The organism is Maribacter aquivivus (genome assembly GCF_900142175.1).
Lineage (GTDB): Bacteria > Bacteroidota > Bacteroidia > Flavobacteriales > Flavobacteriaceae > Maribacter > Maribacter aquivivus.
In genome coordinates, this window is record NZ_FQZX01000001.1 from 2072798 (window position 1) to 2092190 (window position 19393).

At 32.2% G+C, this 19393-nt stretch carries 15 protein-coding genes; 12 read left to right on the top strand and 3 right to left on the bottom strand.

The features are described 5' to 3' along the window. Positions 1 to 54 precede the first annotated feature (54 nt). From BUC31_RS08700 to BUC31_RS08720, 5 genes are all read left to right on the top strand, one after another. The gene (locus tag BUC31_RS08700; RefSeq protein WP_073243106.1) at positions 55 to 1134 is read left to right on the top strand and encodes a site-2 protease family protein; all 1080 of its coding nucleotides are present in this window, start codon (positions 55 to 57) and stop codon (positions 1132 to 1134) included. A 314-nt stretch (positions 1135 to 1448) separates the two neighbouring features. Then, positions 1449 to 2870, top strand: a complete 1422-nt coding sequence (locus BUC31_RS08705) for an MBL fold metallo-hydrolase (RefSeq protein ID WP_073243108.1) — start codon at positions 1449 to 1451, stop codon at positions 2868 to 2870. 15 nt (positions 2871 to 2885) lie between these two features. After that, positions 2886 to 4133, top strand: a complete 1248-nt coding sequence (locus BUC31_RS08710) for an NAD(P)/FAD-dependent oxidoreductase (RefSeq protein ID WP_073243110.1) — start codon at positions 2886 to 2888, stop codon at positions 4131 to 4133. Between the two features lie 188 nt (positions 4134 to 4321). Further along, positions 4322 to 4990 (top strand): DUF6799 domain-containing protein, encoded by a 669-nt coding sequence (locus BUC31_RS08715; RefSeq protein WP_073243112.1) that lies wholly within the window; start codon positions 4322 to 4324, stop codon positions 4988 to 4990. 31 nt (positions 4991 to 5021) lie between these two features. Continuing rightward, the gene (locus BUC31_RS08720; protein ID WP_244534025.1) at positions 5022 to 5924 is read left to right on the top strand and encodes a hypothetical protein; all 903 of its coding nucleotides are present in this window, start codon (positions 5022 to 5024) and stop codon (positions 5922 to 5924) included. A gap of 163 nt (positions 5925 to 6087) precedes the next feature. On the opposite strand, the gene BUC31_RS08725 is transcribed toward BUC31_RS08720, so the two are convergent. Together BUC31_RS08725 and BUC31_RS08730 are read right to left on the bottom strand one after the other, a co-directional pair. Further along, positions 6088 to 7305, bottom strand: a complete 1218-nt coding sequence (locus BUC31_RS08725) for a metallophosphoesterase (RefSeq protein ID WP_073243114.1) — start codon at positions 7303 to 7305, stop codon at positions 6088 to 6090. Position 7306: 1 nt separating this feature from the next. Further along, positions 7307 to 7906, bottom strand: a complete 600-nt coding sequence (locus BUC31_RS08730; protein WP_073243116.1) for a CDP-alcohol phosphatidyltransferase family protein — start codon at positions 7904 to 7906, stop codon at positions 7307 to 7309. A 331-nt stretch (positions 7907 to 8237) separates the two neighbouring features. Between BUC31_RS08730 and BUC31_RS08735 the strand changes: the two genes are divergently transcribed. The 5 genes from BUC31_RS08735 to BUC31_RS08755 all read left to right on the top strand — a co-directional run bounded on the left by BUC31_RS08735 (position 8238) and on the right by BUC31_RS08755 (position 16837). Beyond that, positions 8238 to 8702, top strand: a complete 465-nt coding sequence (locus BUC31_RS08735) for an Hsp20/alpha crystallin family protein (RefSeq protein ID WP_073243118.1) — start codon at positions 8238 to 8240, stop codon at positions 8700 to 8702. A gap of 137 nt (positions 8703 to 8839) precedes the next feature. Continuing rightward, positions 8840 to 11488, top strand: coding sequence for a cation-translocating P-type ATPase (locus BUC31_RS08740; protein ID WP_073243120.1), 2649 nt, complete (start codon positions 8840 to 8842; stop codon positions 11486 to 11488). 546 nt (positions 11489 to 12034) lie between these two features. Then, a complete protein-coding gene (locus BUC31_RS08745) occupies positions 12035 to 15187 on the top strand; it encodes a PAS domain-containing sensor histidine kinase (RefSeq protein ID WP_073243122.1) in 3153 nt (1050 codons plus the stop codon). Then, positions 15159 to 16226 (top strand): response regulator, encoded by a 1068-nt coding sequence (locus BUC31_RS08750; protein WP_073243124.1) that lies wholly within the window; start codon positions 15159 to 15161, stop codon positions 16224 to 16226. The genes BUC31_RS08745 and BUC31_RS08750 overlap by 29 nt, the downstream gene beginning before the upstream one ends. 122 nt (positions 16227 to 16348) lie before the next feature. Then, complete coding sequence (locus BUC31_RS08755; RefSeq protein WP_073243126.1) at positions 16349 to 16837, top strand: hypothetical protein; 489 nt, start codon at positions 16349 to 16351, stop codon at positions 16835 to 16837. A 519-nt stretch (positions 16838 to 17356) separates the two neighbouring features. Here BUC31_RS08755 and BUC31_RS08760 read toward each other — a convergent pair. Continuing rightward, positions 17357 to 18025, bottom strand: coding sequence for a BON domain-containing protein (locus BUC31_RS08760; RefSeq protein ID WP_073243128.1), 669 nt, complete (start codon positions 18023 to 18025; stop codon positions 17357 to 17359). Positions 18026 to 18201: 176 nt separating this feature from the next. On the opposite strand from BUC31_RS08760, the gene BUC31_RS08765 reads away from it, so the two are divergent. Further along, entirely contained in the window at positions 18202 to 18603 is a 402-nt protein-coding gene (locus BUC31_RS08765) for a hypothetical protein (protein ID WP_073243843.1), read from the top strand. Positions 18604 to 18621: 18 nt separating this feature from the next. After that, entirely contained in the window at positions 18622 to 18978 is a 357-nt protein-coding gene (locus tag BUC31_RS08770; RefSeq protein ID WP_073243130.1) for a hypothetical protein, read from the top strand. The last annotated feature ends 415 nt before the right edge of the window (positions 18979 to 19393 follow it).

Here is a 19393-nt window from a genome sequence, read left to right on the forward strand (position 1 = left end):
CTAAAGTCATTGTTAAACAAATGCTTACGAAATAAATTCATTTAAATTTTTTGTATGAAGGGGTTCTTGGAATTAGGTAAGATTTTAGGTATAAAAATTGAGATACATTGGACGTTCGCCTTGTTGCTCATATGGATTGGATTGGTAGAGTTTGAAAATAGCGGCAACCTTGAAAAAGTTATTATAAGTCAAGGTTTAATTTTGGTCCTTATGGCTTGTGTAGTGCTCCATGAACTAGGTCATGCCTTTATGGCCAGAAAATTTAATATAAAAACAAATTCTATTATTTTATTACCTATAGGTGGTGTGGCAACCTTAGATGAAATACCAAAAAAACCTAAACAAGAGTTGTTAATTGCCTTAGCAGGACCAACTGTTAACATAATCATTACTCTCATATTGGCTCTGGTAATTCCTTTACGAAGCTACTTTAACTTTGATACTGTTCTAATTGATGAACAGCTTTATGAACCTACGTTTCAAAATTTATTGTTTTACCTATTCATTGCAAACCTAATGTTGGTAATCTTTAATTTAATACCTGCTTTTCCAATGGATGGCGGTCGCGTACTCAGAGCACTTTTATCTTTTAGATTAAGTCGTGTAGAAGCTACTAATATAGCTTCGGGTATTGCACAGGGGTTGGCCATTTTATTTTTTATTGTTGGGTTATTATTTAATCCGTTTTTAGTATTGATTGCTTTTTTTATTTTTTTCGGGGCCTACGGTGAAAATCAAATGGTAAAGCAGTATTCTATTTTAGAGGGGCATATTGCAAAAGAAGCTACGCTGACCAATATTACTTTATTGAATTTAACTACAAAACTCGAAGAGGTCATAGAGCTGGTTTTAACTAGTTCTGAAAAGGATTTTGTGGTTTTCGATAATCAACAAGTAGAAGGTGTACTATATCAGAAAAAAATTATAGAAAATGCACAATCAAGATCTCTTTTAGTGGGCGATATTCTAGATAAGTCAGTTGGTTTTATTGACGCAGACACCCCAATTACGGAGGTTTTGGAACGTATGCAAAAAGAAAAGAATAATTTCTTTCCAGTTACCGAAAATGGTGAAATCATTGGTGCTATAGACAGGTCTAATATTAGCGAGTTTATTCTTTTAAAAAGTACTTAAAATTAATAGATTACTTCAGATTATAGTTTTCGTCTTCTTTCTATTATTCAGATTTTGGGTTAGTGTAATTCGAAAATTCCAATACTTATTGCATCTATTAATCGTGTTAAGAAACCTCTTCTAAAAGCATCTCTATGATAATTTTTACAACGGAATACTAGAATTTTCAACCACACCATTTTTCTTGATTTTGGTATTACTGACGTAGGTCATTTCGTTTTAAAATACTGTTTTTCAGCTTTGTATTCTAGAATTTTTTAGGGTTTACAAGTTTTTTAAACTCTATTTAATGTTAACTAAAACTACTATAAATCATGAAAGTAGAACAAATTTATACAGGCTGTTTAGCGCAAGGTGCATATTATATAGAAAGTAACGGCGAAGCTGCAATTATAGACCCATTACGTGAAGTTGAGCCATATATAAAATTGGCAAAAGAGCGCAACGCAAAAATTAAATATGTTTTTGAAACTCACTTTCACGCAGATTTTGTTTCAGGTCATATTGATTTGGCAAAGAAAACAGGTGCAGATATCGTTTATGGCCCAACAAGTATGAAAACGACTTATAATATTATTGTTGGTAAAGATGGGGAAGAATTTAAATTGGGTAATTCAAAAATTAGATTAATACATACTCCTGGTCATACTATGGAGAGTAGTTGTTATTTGTTAATTGATGAAAACGGCAAAGAAACATCTCTTTTTACCGGAGACACGTTGTTCATTGGTGATGTAGGTAGACCAGATTTAGCGCAAAAGGTCATAGCTGAGCTGACCCAAGAAAAATTGGCAGGGCACTTGTACAATTCATTGCGTACTAAAATTATGCCCTTACCAGATGATATAATCGTATATCCTGGCCATGGTGCCGGTAGTGCTTGTGGTAAAATGATGAGCAATGAAACTACTGATACTTTAGGTCATCAAAAAAAGACCAATTATGCGTTAAGAGAAGATATGAGTAAAGAAGATTTTATTGATGCCATTCTCACTGGTTTAACACCGCCCCCAGGTTATTTTCCTCAGAATGTGATGTTGAATATACAGGGGTACGAAAGTATTGATGAAGTTGTCAAAAAAGGGACTAAACCATTAAAAGTCGATGAATTTGAATCATTATTAAAAGAAGAATCAGCAATTGTTATAGATACTAGAGAAGCTCAGGTTTTTGCCAAAGAATATATTCCAGATTCTTACAATATAGGTATTGACGGAAGTTTTGCCAACTGGGTAGGAACAACTATTGTAGATGTTAAAAAGCCAATATTGATAGTTGCCGAAAAGGGTAGGGAAGAAGAGGTGGTTACTCGCTTGGCTCGAATAGGTTTTGATAACACCTTAGGATATTTAAAAGGCGGTATTAATGCTTGGAAAAAAGCCGATAAAAAAATAGAGACCATACCAACTATAGAGGTGAAAGCACTTGCACATAAAATGATAGATGCCGATTTAAATATATTAGATGTACGTAGAGCAAGTGAATACAATAGTGAACATATTGAGGGAGCCATTAATGCTCCACTTGACTATTTAAATGATAGTATGACCAAAATAAATAAGAACAAAACATACTATGTTCATTGTCGAAGCGGATATCGTTCAATGGTTTTTGTGTCAATTCTAAAATCATTGGGCTATACCAATTTAATAGATGTTAAAGGCGGCCTAAAAGCAATAAAGGAGTTGGGGAAATTTAAACTATCCGATTATCATGAACCAACTACCATGCTTTAATTAAAATCAAACAAAATGAAATCAAGGTATCAAATATTGATTATAGGGGGAGGTACGGCAGGTTTAATGACCGCAAGCAGTTTATTACGTAAAAACCCTAAGTTGCAGGTAGGTATTATAGAACCATCTGAAGATCATTGGTACCAACCCGCCTGGACTTTGGTTGGTGCAGGCACTTATGATTATAATAATACTAAAAGACCAATGGCAAAAGTTATTCCGACCAATGCAGATTGGATTAAAGACAGTGTCAACTCTATTGATCCAGAGAACAATAGTCTTGGTTTAAAATCTAACCGAAAATTGGTTTATGAATATTTAATTGTTGCACCCGGTCTTAAACTAGATACCAGTTTAGTAGAAGGTTTATCAGAGGCTATTGATAAAGGGGTAGTATGTAGTAACTATACCAACCCGAACCATACGTGGCAAGTTATTAAAAATTTTAAAGGTGGTACAGCATTGTTTACACAACCACCTAAGCCCTACAAATGTGGTGGCGCACCACAAAAGATTATGTACTTGGCCGATGACCATTTTAAAAAAATGGGTGTTAAGAAAAAGACTAAAGTTGTTTTTGCAACCTCCGGCGATGCTATATTTTCGGTTCCTGAAATAGCCAAAACTTTAATGAAAGTAATAGATGAAAAAGGTATACATATTAAATTTTCTTACGAATTAAAAAAAATAGAAAGTAAGAAACAAATAGCTTGGTTTTTGGTAAGTCCGCAATCTAAAGAGCATAATCCGATAACGCTAGATATTTTAAAAGAGAATGGTTTAGTAGGTATAAAATACAACATGTTACACCTTGTACCACCAAATACGGCTCCAGATTTTATAATAAATTCACCACTTGCAGATTCTTCTGGATGGATGGATGTTAATCAATATTCCTTACAGCATACTAAGTATAAGAATATTTTTGGTTTAGGCGATGTAACCAATGTGCCTACATCTAAAACCGGTGCAGCAATACGCAAACAGGCCCCGGTCGTGGTACAAAATATGTTGTCGTTGATAGGTAATGGCAAACTAAGCTCTAAAAAATATGATGGGTATTCTTCATGCCCCTTTGTTACAGGTTATGGCAAAATGGTATTGGCTGAATTTGATTATACCAAGAAATTTACACCAGACCCTAAGCTAAAACGAATGCTCATTAAAGATTCTTCAAAAGAACATTGGCGACTTTGGATTCTTAAAAAATATATACTTCCATATCTATATTGGCACAAAATGCTTAAAGGAAAAGAGGTATAGCTATGTTGTTTCTAAACTCAAATATAAATTTTTAAGGTACGGCTACACAGTTTTATCAAGCAAATTATAAACTGTAAAACACAGTCATATTTTTCTATTTAACTGGTCTATAATGACTTGAGTCATTTCGATGTTTTGTTAGATAAAATACATTTGTTAAAGGAATTTAATTTATTAAAGCTATAACAATGAAAAATTTATCCTTATTACTATTATTTACAATGTTGGGAACAAGTATAACTATTGCCCAAGATCAAATACAAGATCGTGATCAAGACCGGCTCATGATGGTAGATGGCGATGTACTTCAAATTCGCGATCGTGATCAAATTCGTTTGCAAGAACCTATCATTTTAAATGATGGTACAGTGGTCAACTCAGACGGTTCGTATGTTACTAAAGACCGCAAGAGATTAGTTTTAAAAGATGGTGAATGCTTAGATAATGATGGTATCAAGTATAGAAATGAATACCAATATAGATATAAAGTTAAGCGAGAAAATACGGGGTTAAATCAAGATCAAATTAACGAGCGTAATCAAAATAGATATCAAATAATGAAGATTGATGGTGAAACCTATCAAATTAGAAACAGGGAGCAAAATCGAATTCAAAATCAAGTAAATCTTGGTGACGGTATCATAGTAAACCCAGATGGATCTTATCAAAATGAAAAGCGGGAACAATTACGTCTAAAAGAAGGGGAATGTTTGAATATGAACGGTGCCATGTTTAAAAATCTTTATCAACATCGTAAAATGACGGTTCAAAAAAATAAGATGATTAACAGAAATACAATTAAATCTGGCGTAAAGAAGCCTAATACCAAAAAGAAGGGTAAAAAATCGGGTCAATAATGACATTTTAATACACCAATACTAATTTATCATGAATGTTAAAATTCTCTCTTTTTTGTTGTTTTATGGTTTGCCCATAATTTTAATAGCTCAGAATAATAGAGATTTAGCTAAAGAAATTTCTAACGATATTGAATCTTATTTTTTAATGGATATTAGCTATATTAATGATGCTGTATTTATGGGAAGGAGAGATTCAATAGCGGCACCGTATATATATCCTTCTATAGGTTATTATAATGCATCGGGCTTATTTGTTGATATTTCAGCATCATATTTAGTTGGGTCAGAAGATAATAGAATTGACCTATTTATGCCCAGTTTAGGATATGATTTTAGCGACCTTCATTTAAGTGGAAGAATTTCTGGTACCGCGTATTTTTTTAATAAAGAAAGTTATAATGTAAAATCTGCAGTGCTTGCCGACGTTTCGGGCTTTTTGAGTTATAATCTGAAAATACTTGAAGCAACTCTTATGACCAATATCTTTTTCAATGATGGCGGCACGTCTGATTTTTTTGTTGGGTTAATGGTCAACCGTATATTTTACACCAATGATCGTAATTTTTTAGTAAATCCTACAATAAGCCTTTATGCGGGATCTCAAAACTTTTATGAGGTGTATTATAAAACAAGTAGGTTGGGTAATCGTAGAGGCTCTGGTCAAGGTTTGGGAGCTACAAATTTAAATTCTGCAACTACGGTTGAAATCTCAGAAGCGACTAAATTCAATATTTTAAATTTAGAACTTAGCTTTCCATTACAATATTATCATAAGCAATTCATTTTTTCATTGAATCCAATTTTAGCAATACCTCAAAGTAGTGCAACTATTACAACCGAAAATTCAGTTATTTCTGAAGATTTAGAAAGCACATTCTATTTTACTGCGGGTATTAGTTATTGGCTTGATATGGCTAAAAGAAAGTCTTAAAACCTTTTTTATAGAAATTTCTCAGCATGAAATTGAGTACGGCTTGATTCAGATAAGATTGTAAAATATTATTTTTGAAATTTGGATTTTTAAGTTTCAAACTAGTAATAGAATTCTTTACTTAATATTCATTCTCGTCAATAAAAAAAGATGGTACGTACTATCACTTTTTATATAATTCGATAAGGGTTATTTCGGGTCTCATACCCAACCTACCAGGAAAACCCATCCATCCCAAGCCACGAGTTACATATAGATATTGATTATTTTCTTTGTACAAACCTGCCCAATGTTTGTATTTATACTTTATAGGGCTCCATTTTTTTGTTCTAAAGTTGATTCCTGCTTGCATACCATGTGTATGTCCTGATAGTGTTAAGGTAATATTGGTATGGTGGGCAACTTCTTCTGACCAATGGGTAGGGTCATGAGACAGTAGTATATTGAAGTTAGCACCATCTACGTTTTTCATTGCTTTTTGCAAATCACCATATTTTTTAAATTCTGGATTGCCCCAGTTTTCAACACCAATAATAGACAAAGATGTATTAGCTTTTTCTATTAATTTTGCTTCGTTTCGTAAAAGTGAAAAGTCTGTTTTTATGTAAAATTCTTGTATTTCATTAAAATTTATTCGCTTTTCTTCTGGCGTCGCCCATTGACTATAATCACCATAATCGTGATTTCCTAGCACTGCAAATTTTCCATATTTGGCTTTTAATTTTTTTAATACCGTGTGCCACCCTCTAAGTTCCCAAGAAAAATTATTTACTAAATCTCCTGTAAAGACAATTAAATCAGGATTGAGTTCATTTATCTTTTTAACGGCACGTTCTAAAATATGATACTTGTAATTAAAACTACCTAAATGAAGGTCAGATATGTGAACGATACGTATACCGTTAAACTGCTGAGGTAAGGTTTCTAATTTTAAACTGATATGATGAACCTTAAAACGATAAACAGCACTAAAAATGGCATAAAGAATTATGAAGAATGGTAAAAACCCTGAAAGAAGACCTATAACAGGTATAACAATTAATGACGCTTCTTGTGAAAACATAAAATTAGAAAAGTAGAGTAGACTAATTACAATTACGAAAATAAGTTTGGGGATAAATGAAGATACGGTTAAACCATATAATTTTGATATAATCAATTGTTGACGCTCTGGTGCAACTAAATCTAGTTTTATTTTAAGAAGTAGAATAGAGGTAATTAAACCAATGGTGAAAACCCAGAAAAGAATATATATTAAGTTTTTTAAAATTTCAGATTCAATTGGTCTTGTTATTGAAAGTAACCAGTAAAAAGCGAAAATATCAATACCTAATATCACTAAACATAAAAGAACAATAGAAAACAAAGAATAGGATCGCATATTATGATTTATTATTTATGTCTTTTGATCTTCTTTCATCGTTTAAAGCATAAAGAAAACTTTTTACATCTGCCACCCAAGTATCGTACATAAAAATGAGGGTAATTTCTTCAATGGTTTCCAAAAGTCCGATAACGATCATACAATAGAACAACCAGTAAACAGGACCAAAGAATAAAAACCAAATAATAAATACTGCCTGAACAACAGCAGATATTTTCGCTAAATAAGTGTGAAACGCGGTCGCCTTACCATATTTTACGAATGCAATAGCCATTTGAAGTAAATAAGGTATAAAAGCTATTGATATCAAAACTAAATTCTCTTTAATGAAGTTAACTTCAAAGACTAACAGACCAATTAGACCCATAATAAAGGTTAATTGATCTCCTATCGAATCTAATTGCGAACCTCTCTCGCTCGTAATTTTTAGTTTTCTGGCTAAATACCCATCAATAGCATCTGTACTATAACTTATTAGAAGAAACCATGTAAACAGTTTTCTCTCATTAAACCATAAAAGAAGTATTAAGATAGGTATTGCAGCTACCCTATAAAATGAAAACCAATCTGCAATATTAAAATTTTTAAATTTCCACATAGGTGTTTCTAAACAATTAGTTTCTTGCTATTTATGATATTTTAAACAGGTATTTGTTGTCCTAAAGCTATAGAAATTAAAGGGTTGTGTAAATGATATTTATCATAGAGGTAATTGTTGTAAGCTATAATGAACTTTAAGATTTTCTAACTTATATAGTAAGGTTTAATGTAAAGAAAATGTGTGCTATAAATTATCTTCTACTAATTATGAGATAGGTTTAAAAAGTAATTGTAAAAAAATATACTGACTGACCTACATCATTTTGAACGCTTAAAGTTGAGTGTATTTTTGGTATATAATTTAATGTATAACCTTAAAACAAATTAATATGTCACTAGTAAAATTTAAAAGAAGACCTTTCGGGAACTTGATTACACAAGATTTTTTTGACATGGATGATTTTTTTGATAATCGCCAATGGGTAAGAAATATGATGCCAGAAAATTTTTGGAACGGCAAGAGATCAGAACCTGCTTTAAACATCAAAGAAACTGATGATAATTTTGAAATTGAACTTGCTGCTCCGGGCTTTAGCAAAAAAGATTTTGAGGTAACCATTGAAGATGGGTGTTTGAACATTAAGGCTGAAAAGTCTACTTCAGAAGAAGAAACAGACGATAATTACACGCGTAGAGAGTTTAGTTATAATGCTTTTGAGCGGTCATTGCAACTACCCGATAGTATTAAACAAGAAGCTATTAAAGCAAAGTATAATGATGGTATTTTAAGTTTCAACCTAGCAAAAAAAGAAGAAGCGAAAAAACTACCGCCTAAAAAGGTACTTATTGCTTAGAAATTGTCTTAAAGACAATTTTAACCCCACATTTAATACCCTTCAAACCTTAACCTATTTAACTTTTAAGTTAGTAGATAAGGTTTAGAGGGTATTATAATTTATAATCAACTGATTTCATTAATAAAAATAAACTAATGGTCCAAAAACCGTTTGCTCTGTCTATTGAAAAGGTTGTAACTATTTTAGAAAGCAATGCTCAATCTGGACTTGAAGAACAACAGATTCAAAATTTATTGAACAAATATGGCCCAAACCAAATACCAAAAGATGCACCTAAAAAAAGGTGGCGTATACTAGTAGACCAGTTTTTAAATCCTATTCTATATATTCTAATAGCTGCAGCCATACTAGCTTTCATTTTTAGTGATGTCATAGAAGGTTTTGCTATTCTTGTTGTTATTGTAATTTCAGCAGGTATTGGTTTTTTTATGGAACTAAGAGCAATACGATCTTTAGAAGCACTTCGTAAAATGGGTCAATCTAAAATACATGCTATAAGATTAGGAAAAAGGGTTCATATTAAAGGGATGGAAATAGTGCCCGGTGATATTATTTTATTGCGAACAGGTGACATTGTGCCTGCTGATGCCCGTTTAATTACAGTAGATAATCTATTGGTCAAAGAATCTGCATTAACTGGCGAAAGCGTACCAATACGCAAAGTGGTTAAGGTATTAAAGGGAGATTCGCCAATTACCGATCAATACAATATGGTCTTTAGAGGTACCATGGTAACTTCTGGGTTTGGAAAGGCAATTGTTACCTCTACGGCAAAATTTACCCAATTAGGTCATATACAACAACTAGGTATTGATGCATCGCAAGAACATACTCCATTAGATAAAAAGCTAAATCATTTAAGCAAATGGCTCATTTGGCTCACTTTATTTTTTGCATTCGTAGTTATTGTTGCAGGTTATATTAGGGGAAAGGATATTTTATTAATGATTGAAACCGGTGTGGCGTTAGGGGTAGCGGCAATACCGGAAGGTTTACCCATTGTTGCTACCATTGCCTTGGCACAAGGTATGTTGAGATTATCTAAAAGGCAGGTTATTATTAAAAAAATGGAAGCTGTACAAACCCTTGGAGCTACAGATATTATCTGTACAGATAAAACTGGTACCCTAACAGAAGATCGTATGAAAGTACATACCATTCTTTTTGGCGACAAATCTTTGGATGATGTTTTTATGACCCATGTTTCGATGGCAATAAGAGAACAGCCTATTTTTAAAAATATAATTTTGGCTAGTATTCTGTGTAACAATGAAAACTTGGGCACTGCAATTGAGGGTCAAGGCGACTCAATTGAACATGCATTACTAGAATTTGTTAAGTACTTAGGCTATGACTCTGTAGCTTTTAAAAATACTAATCCAGAAGAATTGGAATTACCTTTTGATGCGACCAGAAAATTTATGGCGACAGCACATAAAAATGGTAAGATTATTAGAGTATACGCAAAAGGAGCATTTGAAGCTCTTATACCTCATTGCGATTATATAATGGATGAAAAAGAAATTACACCTTTTAAAACAAAAAGTGAATGGCATACTAAAGTGAATACTCTTGCTGACCATGGTCTACGTACTTTGGCCTTTGCCTTTAAAGAAATGAATGAGCTACCGACCTCAGAAACTATAGTTGACCGATTAGTTTTTTTAGGAGTAATCGGTTTTCTTGATCCGGCACGTAGCGACGTTATGGCGACTATTGATGTTTATAAAAAAGCTGGAATAAAAGTGGTTATGGCTACTGGTGACCATCCTGGTACCTCAAAAAAAATTGCAGAGGAAATTGGTTTGTTGAAAAGGGATGCTGATCCAGATGAGGTATTAATAGCCCAAAATCTTAAATTCATAGAGCATATAGACCCAACATTATTTGAAAAAATTTCTAAAGCTTCGGTCTTTGCCCGTGTTTCGCCAAAGCAGAAATTAGATCTTGTTAAATTCTACCAAAAAAACAACCATATTGTAGGTATGATCGGTGATGGGATCAACGATGTACCGGCGTTAAAAAAAGCTGATATTGGCATAGCAATGGGCATTCGAGGTACAGAAGCAGCTAGAGAGGCAGCAGATGTAATTTTAAAAAACGATAAGTTTACAGCCATAGAAATGGCTATAAAACAAGGTAGGGTAATCCTTGAAAACATTAGACAGTTTGTGGTTTATCTTCTTTCTTGTAATCTGGCAGAGATTCTTTCTGTTGGTATAGCGGCATTTTCCAATTTACCATCTCCTTTGCTACCAATGCAAATTTTGTTTCTCAATTTAATAACCGATGTTTTTCCCGCATTGGCGCTAGGTCTTGGAAAAGGAGAAAATGACATAATGGAAAGAGCTCCAAAAGACCCCAAGGCACCTATCATTAGTAAGAGCGACTGGAATTCAATTGTGTTATTTGGAATGTGCGTAAGTGTAGCAGTTATAGGTATAGTAATGTATACCCATTTTGTGTTGAATTTATCAGAAAAAATTATAAATAATATGGCTTTTTATACCTTAGTAATGGCTCAATTATTCAATGTTTTTAATTTACCACGCCAGACCGAATCTTTTTGGGTCAATGAAGTCACTACCAATATCTGGGTATGGGCTGCAATAGTCATATCTCTATTGTTAACATTTGGAGTAACTCTTATTGCCCCAATTTCTGATGTTCTTTCATTGGAATCTATTACAATTTATCAATTGTTTTTGGTGATAATTTTTGCCATGGGGTCATTGGTGTTGGCGCAGATTATAGGTAGGTTAATGGTTTTTTTAAAAAATTAAAAATCAAATTTTATTAAATAGAGTTGGTCAAATATTAAAACTGTCACTTACCTGTATATTCTAATACCACGAATGCCTTATTAGAAAGTGTCAAAACTATTTTCAAAATGCCTTATATTTTTTACTATTCAAATACATGACAATTATCATATTGAATTATAGCAATGACCAATGTCATTTTTATAATTAAGGGTGAATAATACATTTATAATATAAGGTGGTAGGATCTCGGGTTTCTTTATCGCTAAAGAAATAGTATTTGTCACGAATAGGCGATGTGTACTTTAGGTCAAAATAACAGTCAAGTATGCGATTATAGAATATTCTTTTAGAATAAGTACGCTACATAACAGAAGGTGAAGAGAGTCTTAGATACTTGCTTAAATAGATGGAAAGTATGGAATACTAAGATTAGTTAACCTACTAAATTAACTGCTTTTTAGATGTTTTTATTTAAGCTAAAAATGTACTGTTTTAATTAACGGTTATCGTTTGTGAAATAATTAATACAAGCATTGATTACCATATTGAAAAATTTGAATTAAAATGACCAAATCAAAAAAAATAATAAATAAAAAGCTAAGGGTAAGTGACACTGCCTTATATCAAGCCGTTTTTGATTCTTCAATAGCAGGTTTGTTTGTTATTGATAGTAGTGGTACTATCTTAAAAGTGAACGATCAAGCAGTACAAATGTTCGGTTACTCAAAGAGTGCTTTAATTTCAGAAAAACTAGATATTATTTTTTTAAATGATAATTATAAAACCATTAAATTATTAATGAAAAATTCAATCTCTGAGCATGTTCAGCTCATGGGGTTGCATACAAGTGGAAAAAAATTTGAAATAGATCTTAGATTAGTTAAAACCATTGCAGAAGGACAAACGGTTTTCGTCATTTTCTGCAAACACGTCGATATTTCGGTTTTTGAAAGTGATAGAAAGCTTCGTTACCTTATTGCTAATGTGCCAGGCATTGTTTTTAGGTGTACAACTGATGAAAATTATTCTATAGAGTTTATAAGCAATGCATGTGAAACAATTACTGGTTATTTGCCGGAGCAATTTTATGATACAGGAAATTTAAAATGGTTATCACTAGTTCATATACAAGATAAAGCTATTGTAATTGAGAAAAGAAGAGAAGCTATATTAGAAAAAAAAACGTATCAGATATCTTACCGAATTTTAACATCAACCAATAAAATTAAATGGGTTTCAGAAATAGTTTCTTGTGTTCAAGACCGATCAGGTAAGGTAGCTTTTTTAGAAGGTTTTATTCAAGATGTTACTGAACGTACAGAAGCGAAAATATTATTAACCAAAGAAAAACAATTGCTTTGGAAATATTTAGACACTACAGCTTCTGTGTTTTTAGTCATAAATAAAGATCATACTATTAAAATGGTCAATAAAAAAGGTTGTGAGGTTCTGGGATATAGTGCCAAAGAATTACAAGGTAAGAATTGGTTTGACATATGTATTCCAAAAGGAAAGAGAAATAAATTAACTCATTTTTTTGATGATTTAATTAATGGAGAACAAGAAGTACCCGAAATTAAAGAGAACTGGGTACTAACTAAAGGAAATATAAAGAAGTTCATTCGTTGGCAAAATGCATTATCTAAAGACGAAAATGGAGCGGTGACGGGTATGATTTGTTCTGGCATTGATGTTACTGAGAAAGTATTGGCAGAACAACGGCTACATTTCAGTATAGAAAAGAATAAGGCTATTTTAAAAGTGGTTCCTGATGTAATGACAGTACATGATAAAACAGGAAATGTTTTAGAAATACATATACCTGCAGATTCAAATGCAATTCTCTCAAAGGAAGATATTGAAGGTAGTAGTTTAAATGAACTTCTTCCATTAAGAGTTGCAAATATGTTTAAAAAAGCTATGGCTAATGTATTACAAAAACAAACAATGCAAATATTAGAAATACAAGTGCCTATAAGAAATAGGATATTTGATTTTGAGTGTAGGCTTGTACCGTTAAATAATAATCAAGTTCTGACCATATCTCGAAATATATCTGAAACCAAAGAAATTCAAAAGACCTTACGTTTAAGAAATAAGGCTTTAAATGCTGCTGGAAACGGAATTGTAATTGTAGATGCCCAGAAATCTAACTTACCTATAATTTATTGTAATGATGCCTTTACTGAAATTACCGGTTATGACAGAGAAGAGGTAATTGGAACTAATTGTAATTTTCTCCAGAACGATGATACAGATCAAGATGCTAATATAATTATGGTGAATGCAATTGAAAAAAGGGAGGCAAGCCGGGTGCTTTTACGAAATTATCGTAAAGATGGTACATTGTTTTGGAATGATTTAAGTATCACACCCCTTTTGGATGAAAACAATAATCTCACTCATTTTATAGGTGTTCAAAATGATGTAACAGAAATTCAAAGAGATAAGAATAAATTAAAGCAATACGCAAATAGTCTTGAGGAAAAAGTAGCTGATCGTACAAAAGAAATAGAATCTACAGTACAAAAATTAGTAGAGAACAATCTTATTCTTGAAGATCAAATTTACGAAACCAAACTAGCTGAAAGAAAAGCACAAAGTAGTCAAGCTCAACTTATAGCAATAGCTGAAAATTTTCCAAATGGATTTATCGCTGTCTTCAACGCTAATTTTGAACTTGTTTTTATTGAAGGTGAAGAATTGAAGCGAATGAAATTAAAAAAATCAAAATTTGAAGGCAAGAAAGTAGATCATATTTCAGTTTTTACAGAAATACAGGCAAATGCGATCAAGCGTAAAATTTCAACTACCTTTTCTGGTATAAGTCTTTCTTTTGAAGTTACGTTCGGCGGACTCATATATGCTGTTAATACCACTCCATTAAAGTCTGATAACGGACAAGTGGTGTGGGCTCTTTTCGTTTATAATAACATAACCCAACAAAAGAAAGTTCAGGAGAAATTAACTAAAGCATTAAAAGTTGAACAAGAACTTAACGAGTTGAAATCACGTTTTATTTCAATTGCTTCGCACGAGTTTAGAACGCCTTTAAGTGCAATTTTATCTTCTGCAATTTTAATTGGAAAGCAAAACGAACCAGGTTTGGAAGATAAACGCCAAAAACATGTGACAAGAATTAGAACCCATGTAAAACGTTTGGTTGTCATATTGAACGATTTTTTATCGTTAAGCAGATTAGAAGAAGGTAAGGTAGAGGCAAAACCTACGTTTTTTGAATTGATAAAATACTGTAAAACCCTAATAGAAGAAATGGAATCAGCGAAAAAGGAAGAACAAAGCATACATTTTATTCATACCGAAGCAGAAATAATGGCTTTTTTAGATCCAAAATTATTGAGTCACATTTTAATTAATCTACTATCGAATTCATTGAAATATTCAGATGAGGGCAAAGCAGTTACATTAGAAATTAAAAGAAATAATAAAATAATAGAATTTAATATCATTGATGATGGAATTGGTATTGAAGAAAAAGAGCAAAAACGATTATTTGAACGTTTCTTTCGGGCAGAAAACGCCACCCATATTCAAGGTACCGGTCTTGGACTTCATATTGTAAAACAGTATGTTGAGTTAATGGGAGGTACTGTAAGTTTTAAAAGTGAATTTGGCATCGGTAGTACTTTTACCGTGCAACTTAATCTTAACCATAACCTATACAAATATGAAAAGGATTTTATTAATAGAAGATAATGATGATGTACGTGAGAACACTGCAGACATTTTAGAACTTGCCAACTATGAGGTCATCACTGCCGAAAATGGTAAAATAGGAGTTCAAAAAGCGAAAGAATTTCTTCCAGATTTGGTAATATGCGATATCATGATGCCACAAATGGATGGTTTTCAGGTTTTACAAAGCTTTGAGAAAGATATTTCTATGGCAAGTACCCCATTTATTTTTCTTACCGCTAAAACTGAAAAGGAAGATATGCGTATGGGTATGAACCTTGGTGCTGATGACTATTTAACGAAACCTTTTCAAGAAAATGAATTGCTAGGGGTAATTGAATGCAGGTTAAATAAACATGACAACCTAAAAAAGGAAATTGCCAGAAATTTAAAGGGTATAAATACTTTTATCGAAGAGGTTTCTGAGTTTGAAGATATGGAGGGCTTATCTAAAAACCATATGCTTAAATCTTATGAGAAAAAGGAAATTATCTTTTGGGAAGGCGATAATGCTCATTCATTATTTTTTATTGAAAGTGGTAATGTAAAAACTTATAAGGGTACTGAGGCTGGTAAAGAACTGGTAACGGGACTCTATGGTCCTGGAGACTTTATTGGTCAGTTATCACTTTTACATGCGGCAGGTACTTATGTAGAAAATGCCGTTATTTTAGAAGATGCACAACTTTGTGCCATACCAAAGGCAGATTTTATAAAATTGTTATATGGCAATCCTTCAGTCTCACAAAAATTTATAGCTATAGTATCCAATAATTTAATCAATGTACAGTCTCATTTGGTAGATATGGCTTTTGCTTCTGTAAGGCAGCGTGCGGCAAAAGCTTTATTAGAGTTATATGAAAAAGGTCTTATAAAAGATAAGCCTAATGGAGGCATGTCAATGCCCCGTGAAGATTTTGCAGGTATGATTGGTACAGCAACTGAAACAGCCATTCGTACACTTTCAGATTTTAAAGATGAGGGTTTAATAACAACTGATAGCGGTAGAAGAATTATAATTCTGAATAAAGAAGAATTGTTAAGTATTGCAGATTTTTAATTTTAAAATAAATTGTGATAAAATTTATAACTGATTTTGGTCATTCTTTAAGGTACTGCTTTTAATTAAATTAGATATCTCGGAAAGTGTTTTAATACTATTAGAACCGAACTTTCTAAGTTATGAAAGCAATACTTTTAAAACAGGAGCAACAAATTTTTTCAATTAATAGTTATCAAAAACTTTGGCAATTGAAGACGGTAATTCATCAATTGAATATGCTTACTGCAAATAGTTTACAACTTTCTGTTCTAGGTAAACTAAACCAAAATGTAGTATTGAAAAGTAGCCAGAATGAACAAGCTAATACGGAGTTAAATCAAAACTTAAAAAGTATTTTTGGAATTGAAACCGATTTTGCAACTTTCAACAATCCAGAAATAGGTACGCTTTTTATCACCGGTACCGTAGTATCCCATTTTTTACAAGAGATGTATGGCAGCAAACAATTGGGAGAATTCCCTTCTGGACCTTACGGCATACTTAGAGGTCTTGGAATTACGGAGAAAAATACATACAACTGTCTGCAAGACTTGAATAATAACTATTTTCTACTCATCATAAGATGTCAAAAACGTGAATTGAAGTTTGTAAATGAATTGTTTCAATAAAAATGAATCAATACTATATGCTAACTGTTGTTATAGATTCTTCGAATTTTAAATAAGGACAAAAAAAAACAGGAAACCAAAGTCTCCTGTTTTCCCGCAATACTTTTGAATTTATGTATGCTTTCAACCAAACTTGTACGCCATCTTATTTCTAAAATGATTTATAAATCGATTTAAACAATCACAAATTTTCTGGCATCGCTATGGTCATCTTTCCCTTACGGAAATGAAAACCAATATCAATTATTTAAAAGAAACCGAGGTGCCGAAGTACCTCGGTTTCCTAGAAGATGTTCTTCAACCCAACCGCCACTTAATGATCCTACTTAAATATATTGCTATAACCGTTCGAGATACAATTAGTATTGAAAGAGTGGTCGTAACCTCTTCTTTTCTTAGATTCTAGGCTTTTAATAAAAAGCTAGATCTGTATGGTTTTCAATGAACGTTTAATTATACAGCTAAAATACAATGTTGTGTCGTTGTTTAAAATGACCTAGGTCAGTTTCTCTATTTTTTTTAAACAAATTCAGGATATGATTGTACTACTATTTCATTTTGTACATTTCTTACTCCGGCAGCTTTATATGCTGTTTTTTCAATTAATTCTCTTTCTTTTATAGAATGCACTCTTCCCTTTAATTGTACTGTGTCACCATCAACTTGAACTCGTATGCCTTTTGCCATTATACTGGTATAACGTTCTAAGGCTTTGGTAATTTGATCTTCAATATTATCAGCTTTTAATAAAGGTGTTATTTCTATGTTATTGACGACACCTTTTACACCCAAAAGATTTTGAAGTATATTTTTAGCAGCTTCACGTTGGTGAGACCAGGTTACTTCTCCTGATAAATAGATATATCCGTCTTCAACAAAAATTTTCACTTTTTCGCTAGGTATAGTAGCATTCCATTCAAGGGCATTAACTGCTGCTTTTGCAATTTCTTTATCTGTTTTAGCATATTCGTCACCATATTTTACTTCAATATCTTCGGCAACAGCTTTTACACCTTTAACACGTTTAGCAACCTTATTGGCTAAAGCTTTTTTAAAATATTCGTTGACTACACCACTTAATGTAACAATACCGTTTTCTACAGTAACTCCAATTTGAGTTTCATCAATATTAGGTTCAAAAACAAGTTCGTCTAAGATGTCTTGTTTTATTTGTGCATCTGTTTTCATATGGCTTTATTTTGAATAAAAATACGTTGTACTATTCATTTGTAAAATGATGTGAATCAGTAATGCATATTGTTCTCTTTCAGTTTATAAGTCGATAATTGACACTGATCTAAATCATTTGATAGTTTCAAGCAAATTTCAATTTTTGGGGGTATTAATATCTAAATTGAATGAAAATGACAACAACAAAAACAAATACAAAAGCTGCATTATTGTTACTAGGAGCAAGCCTAGAATTGCTGCATCAAGAGAGTATGGAATGGTTAGACATTGTTGCCTTTTGGAAAGATGAGACAAAATTCTTCGCCAATCTTTTAAAAAATAAAAAGACTACGGGTTCTGAGTATGCGAAAATGCTTGAAAATCTAGATAAAATTCATGAAAACCTATTTGATTATTTAGAAGATGATATAATACTTCATGAAAAGTTATTATCTCGTTTACATAAAGGTGAAAAAGGGTTGTCTGATTGGGATTATCGTGAAAAACATAGAAGTTTAGGGGAGCGAATGGATTTGTTTACCACCGACTTTAGGGAATTTAAAAAAATGGTTTTTGGCTATGTAAAGAAGCTTTGATAATTAAAAACAAAAGCTATGGAAATGACCATCTTTATTAAAGAATTTAGGCAGTTAGATAGTATTGCCCGATTCATGGATTTTTACCATAGCTTACAAATGAACTATTTGGCAAGTGATTTGTTAGAACAAGGTTTATCACCACAACAGATTACAGATGCTGTAATCAAAGCAATTAACATTGGCAAGGTCTCAGGGTTGATGATGAAAGAGCATTTTAAACCTGTTTTTAGTGGTTTTAACAACGAAATAATTAACGATTGTAAACTATCTCACTTGGCATATGGTCTTGTATTGTTAAATGCCGATATAAAACTTACTGTTGTAGGCAATTTTCAGATAAGTGTTTTGAGGTCTCATATAAATAGATCTTAGTGCATATAAAATCTATAGGAGATTACAATGGTGGTTAATTAGGCACTATATAAACTCTCTTTCTAACGACTAACTGCCCTATTTTTAGTTGAAAACAGCTACACACATTTATAGATTATAGGGTAATATTTAAATACAGCACATTGTATTTTTCATTAAAGCTCACAATTCTTTTATTTGAATGGCAGCATTGATTATTTAAGGGGTGGTTATTCTATGGAACACCATTTAAAAATCTATTTTTTAAATCTCATTTAGTTAAAACATTCTTACGGCTACAATGTCTTTAAGGTTTGACTTTTTTTTGCCCATGTTTTTCTGTGATTTTTTATAATTTAATTCTTCTTATAAAATATTAAAAAGCCTTCGTTTAACTAGTAAACGAAGGCTTTTATTGGTTGGAGTGTAGTAGGTT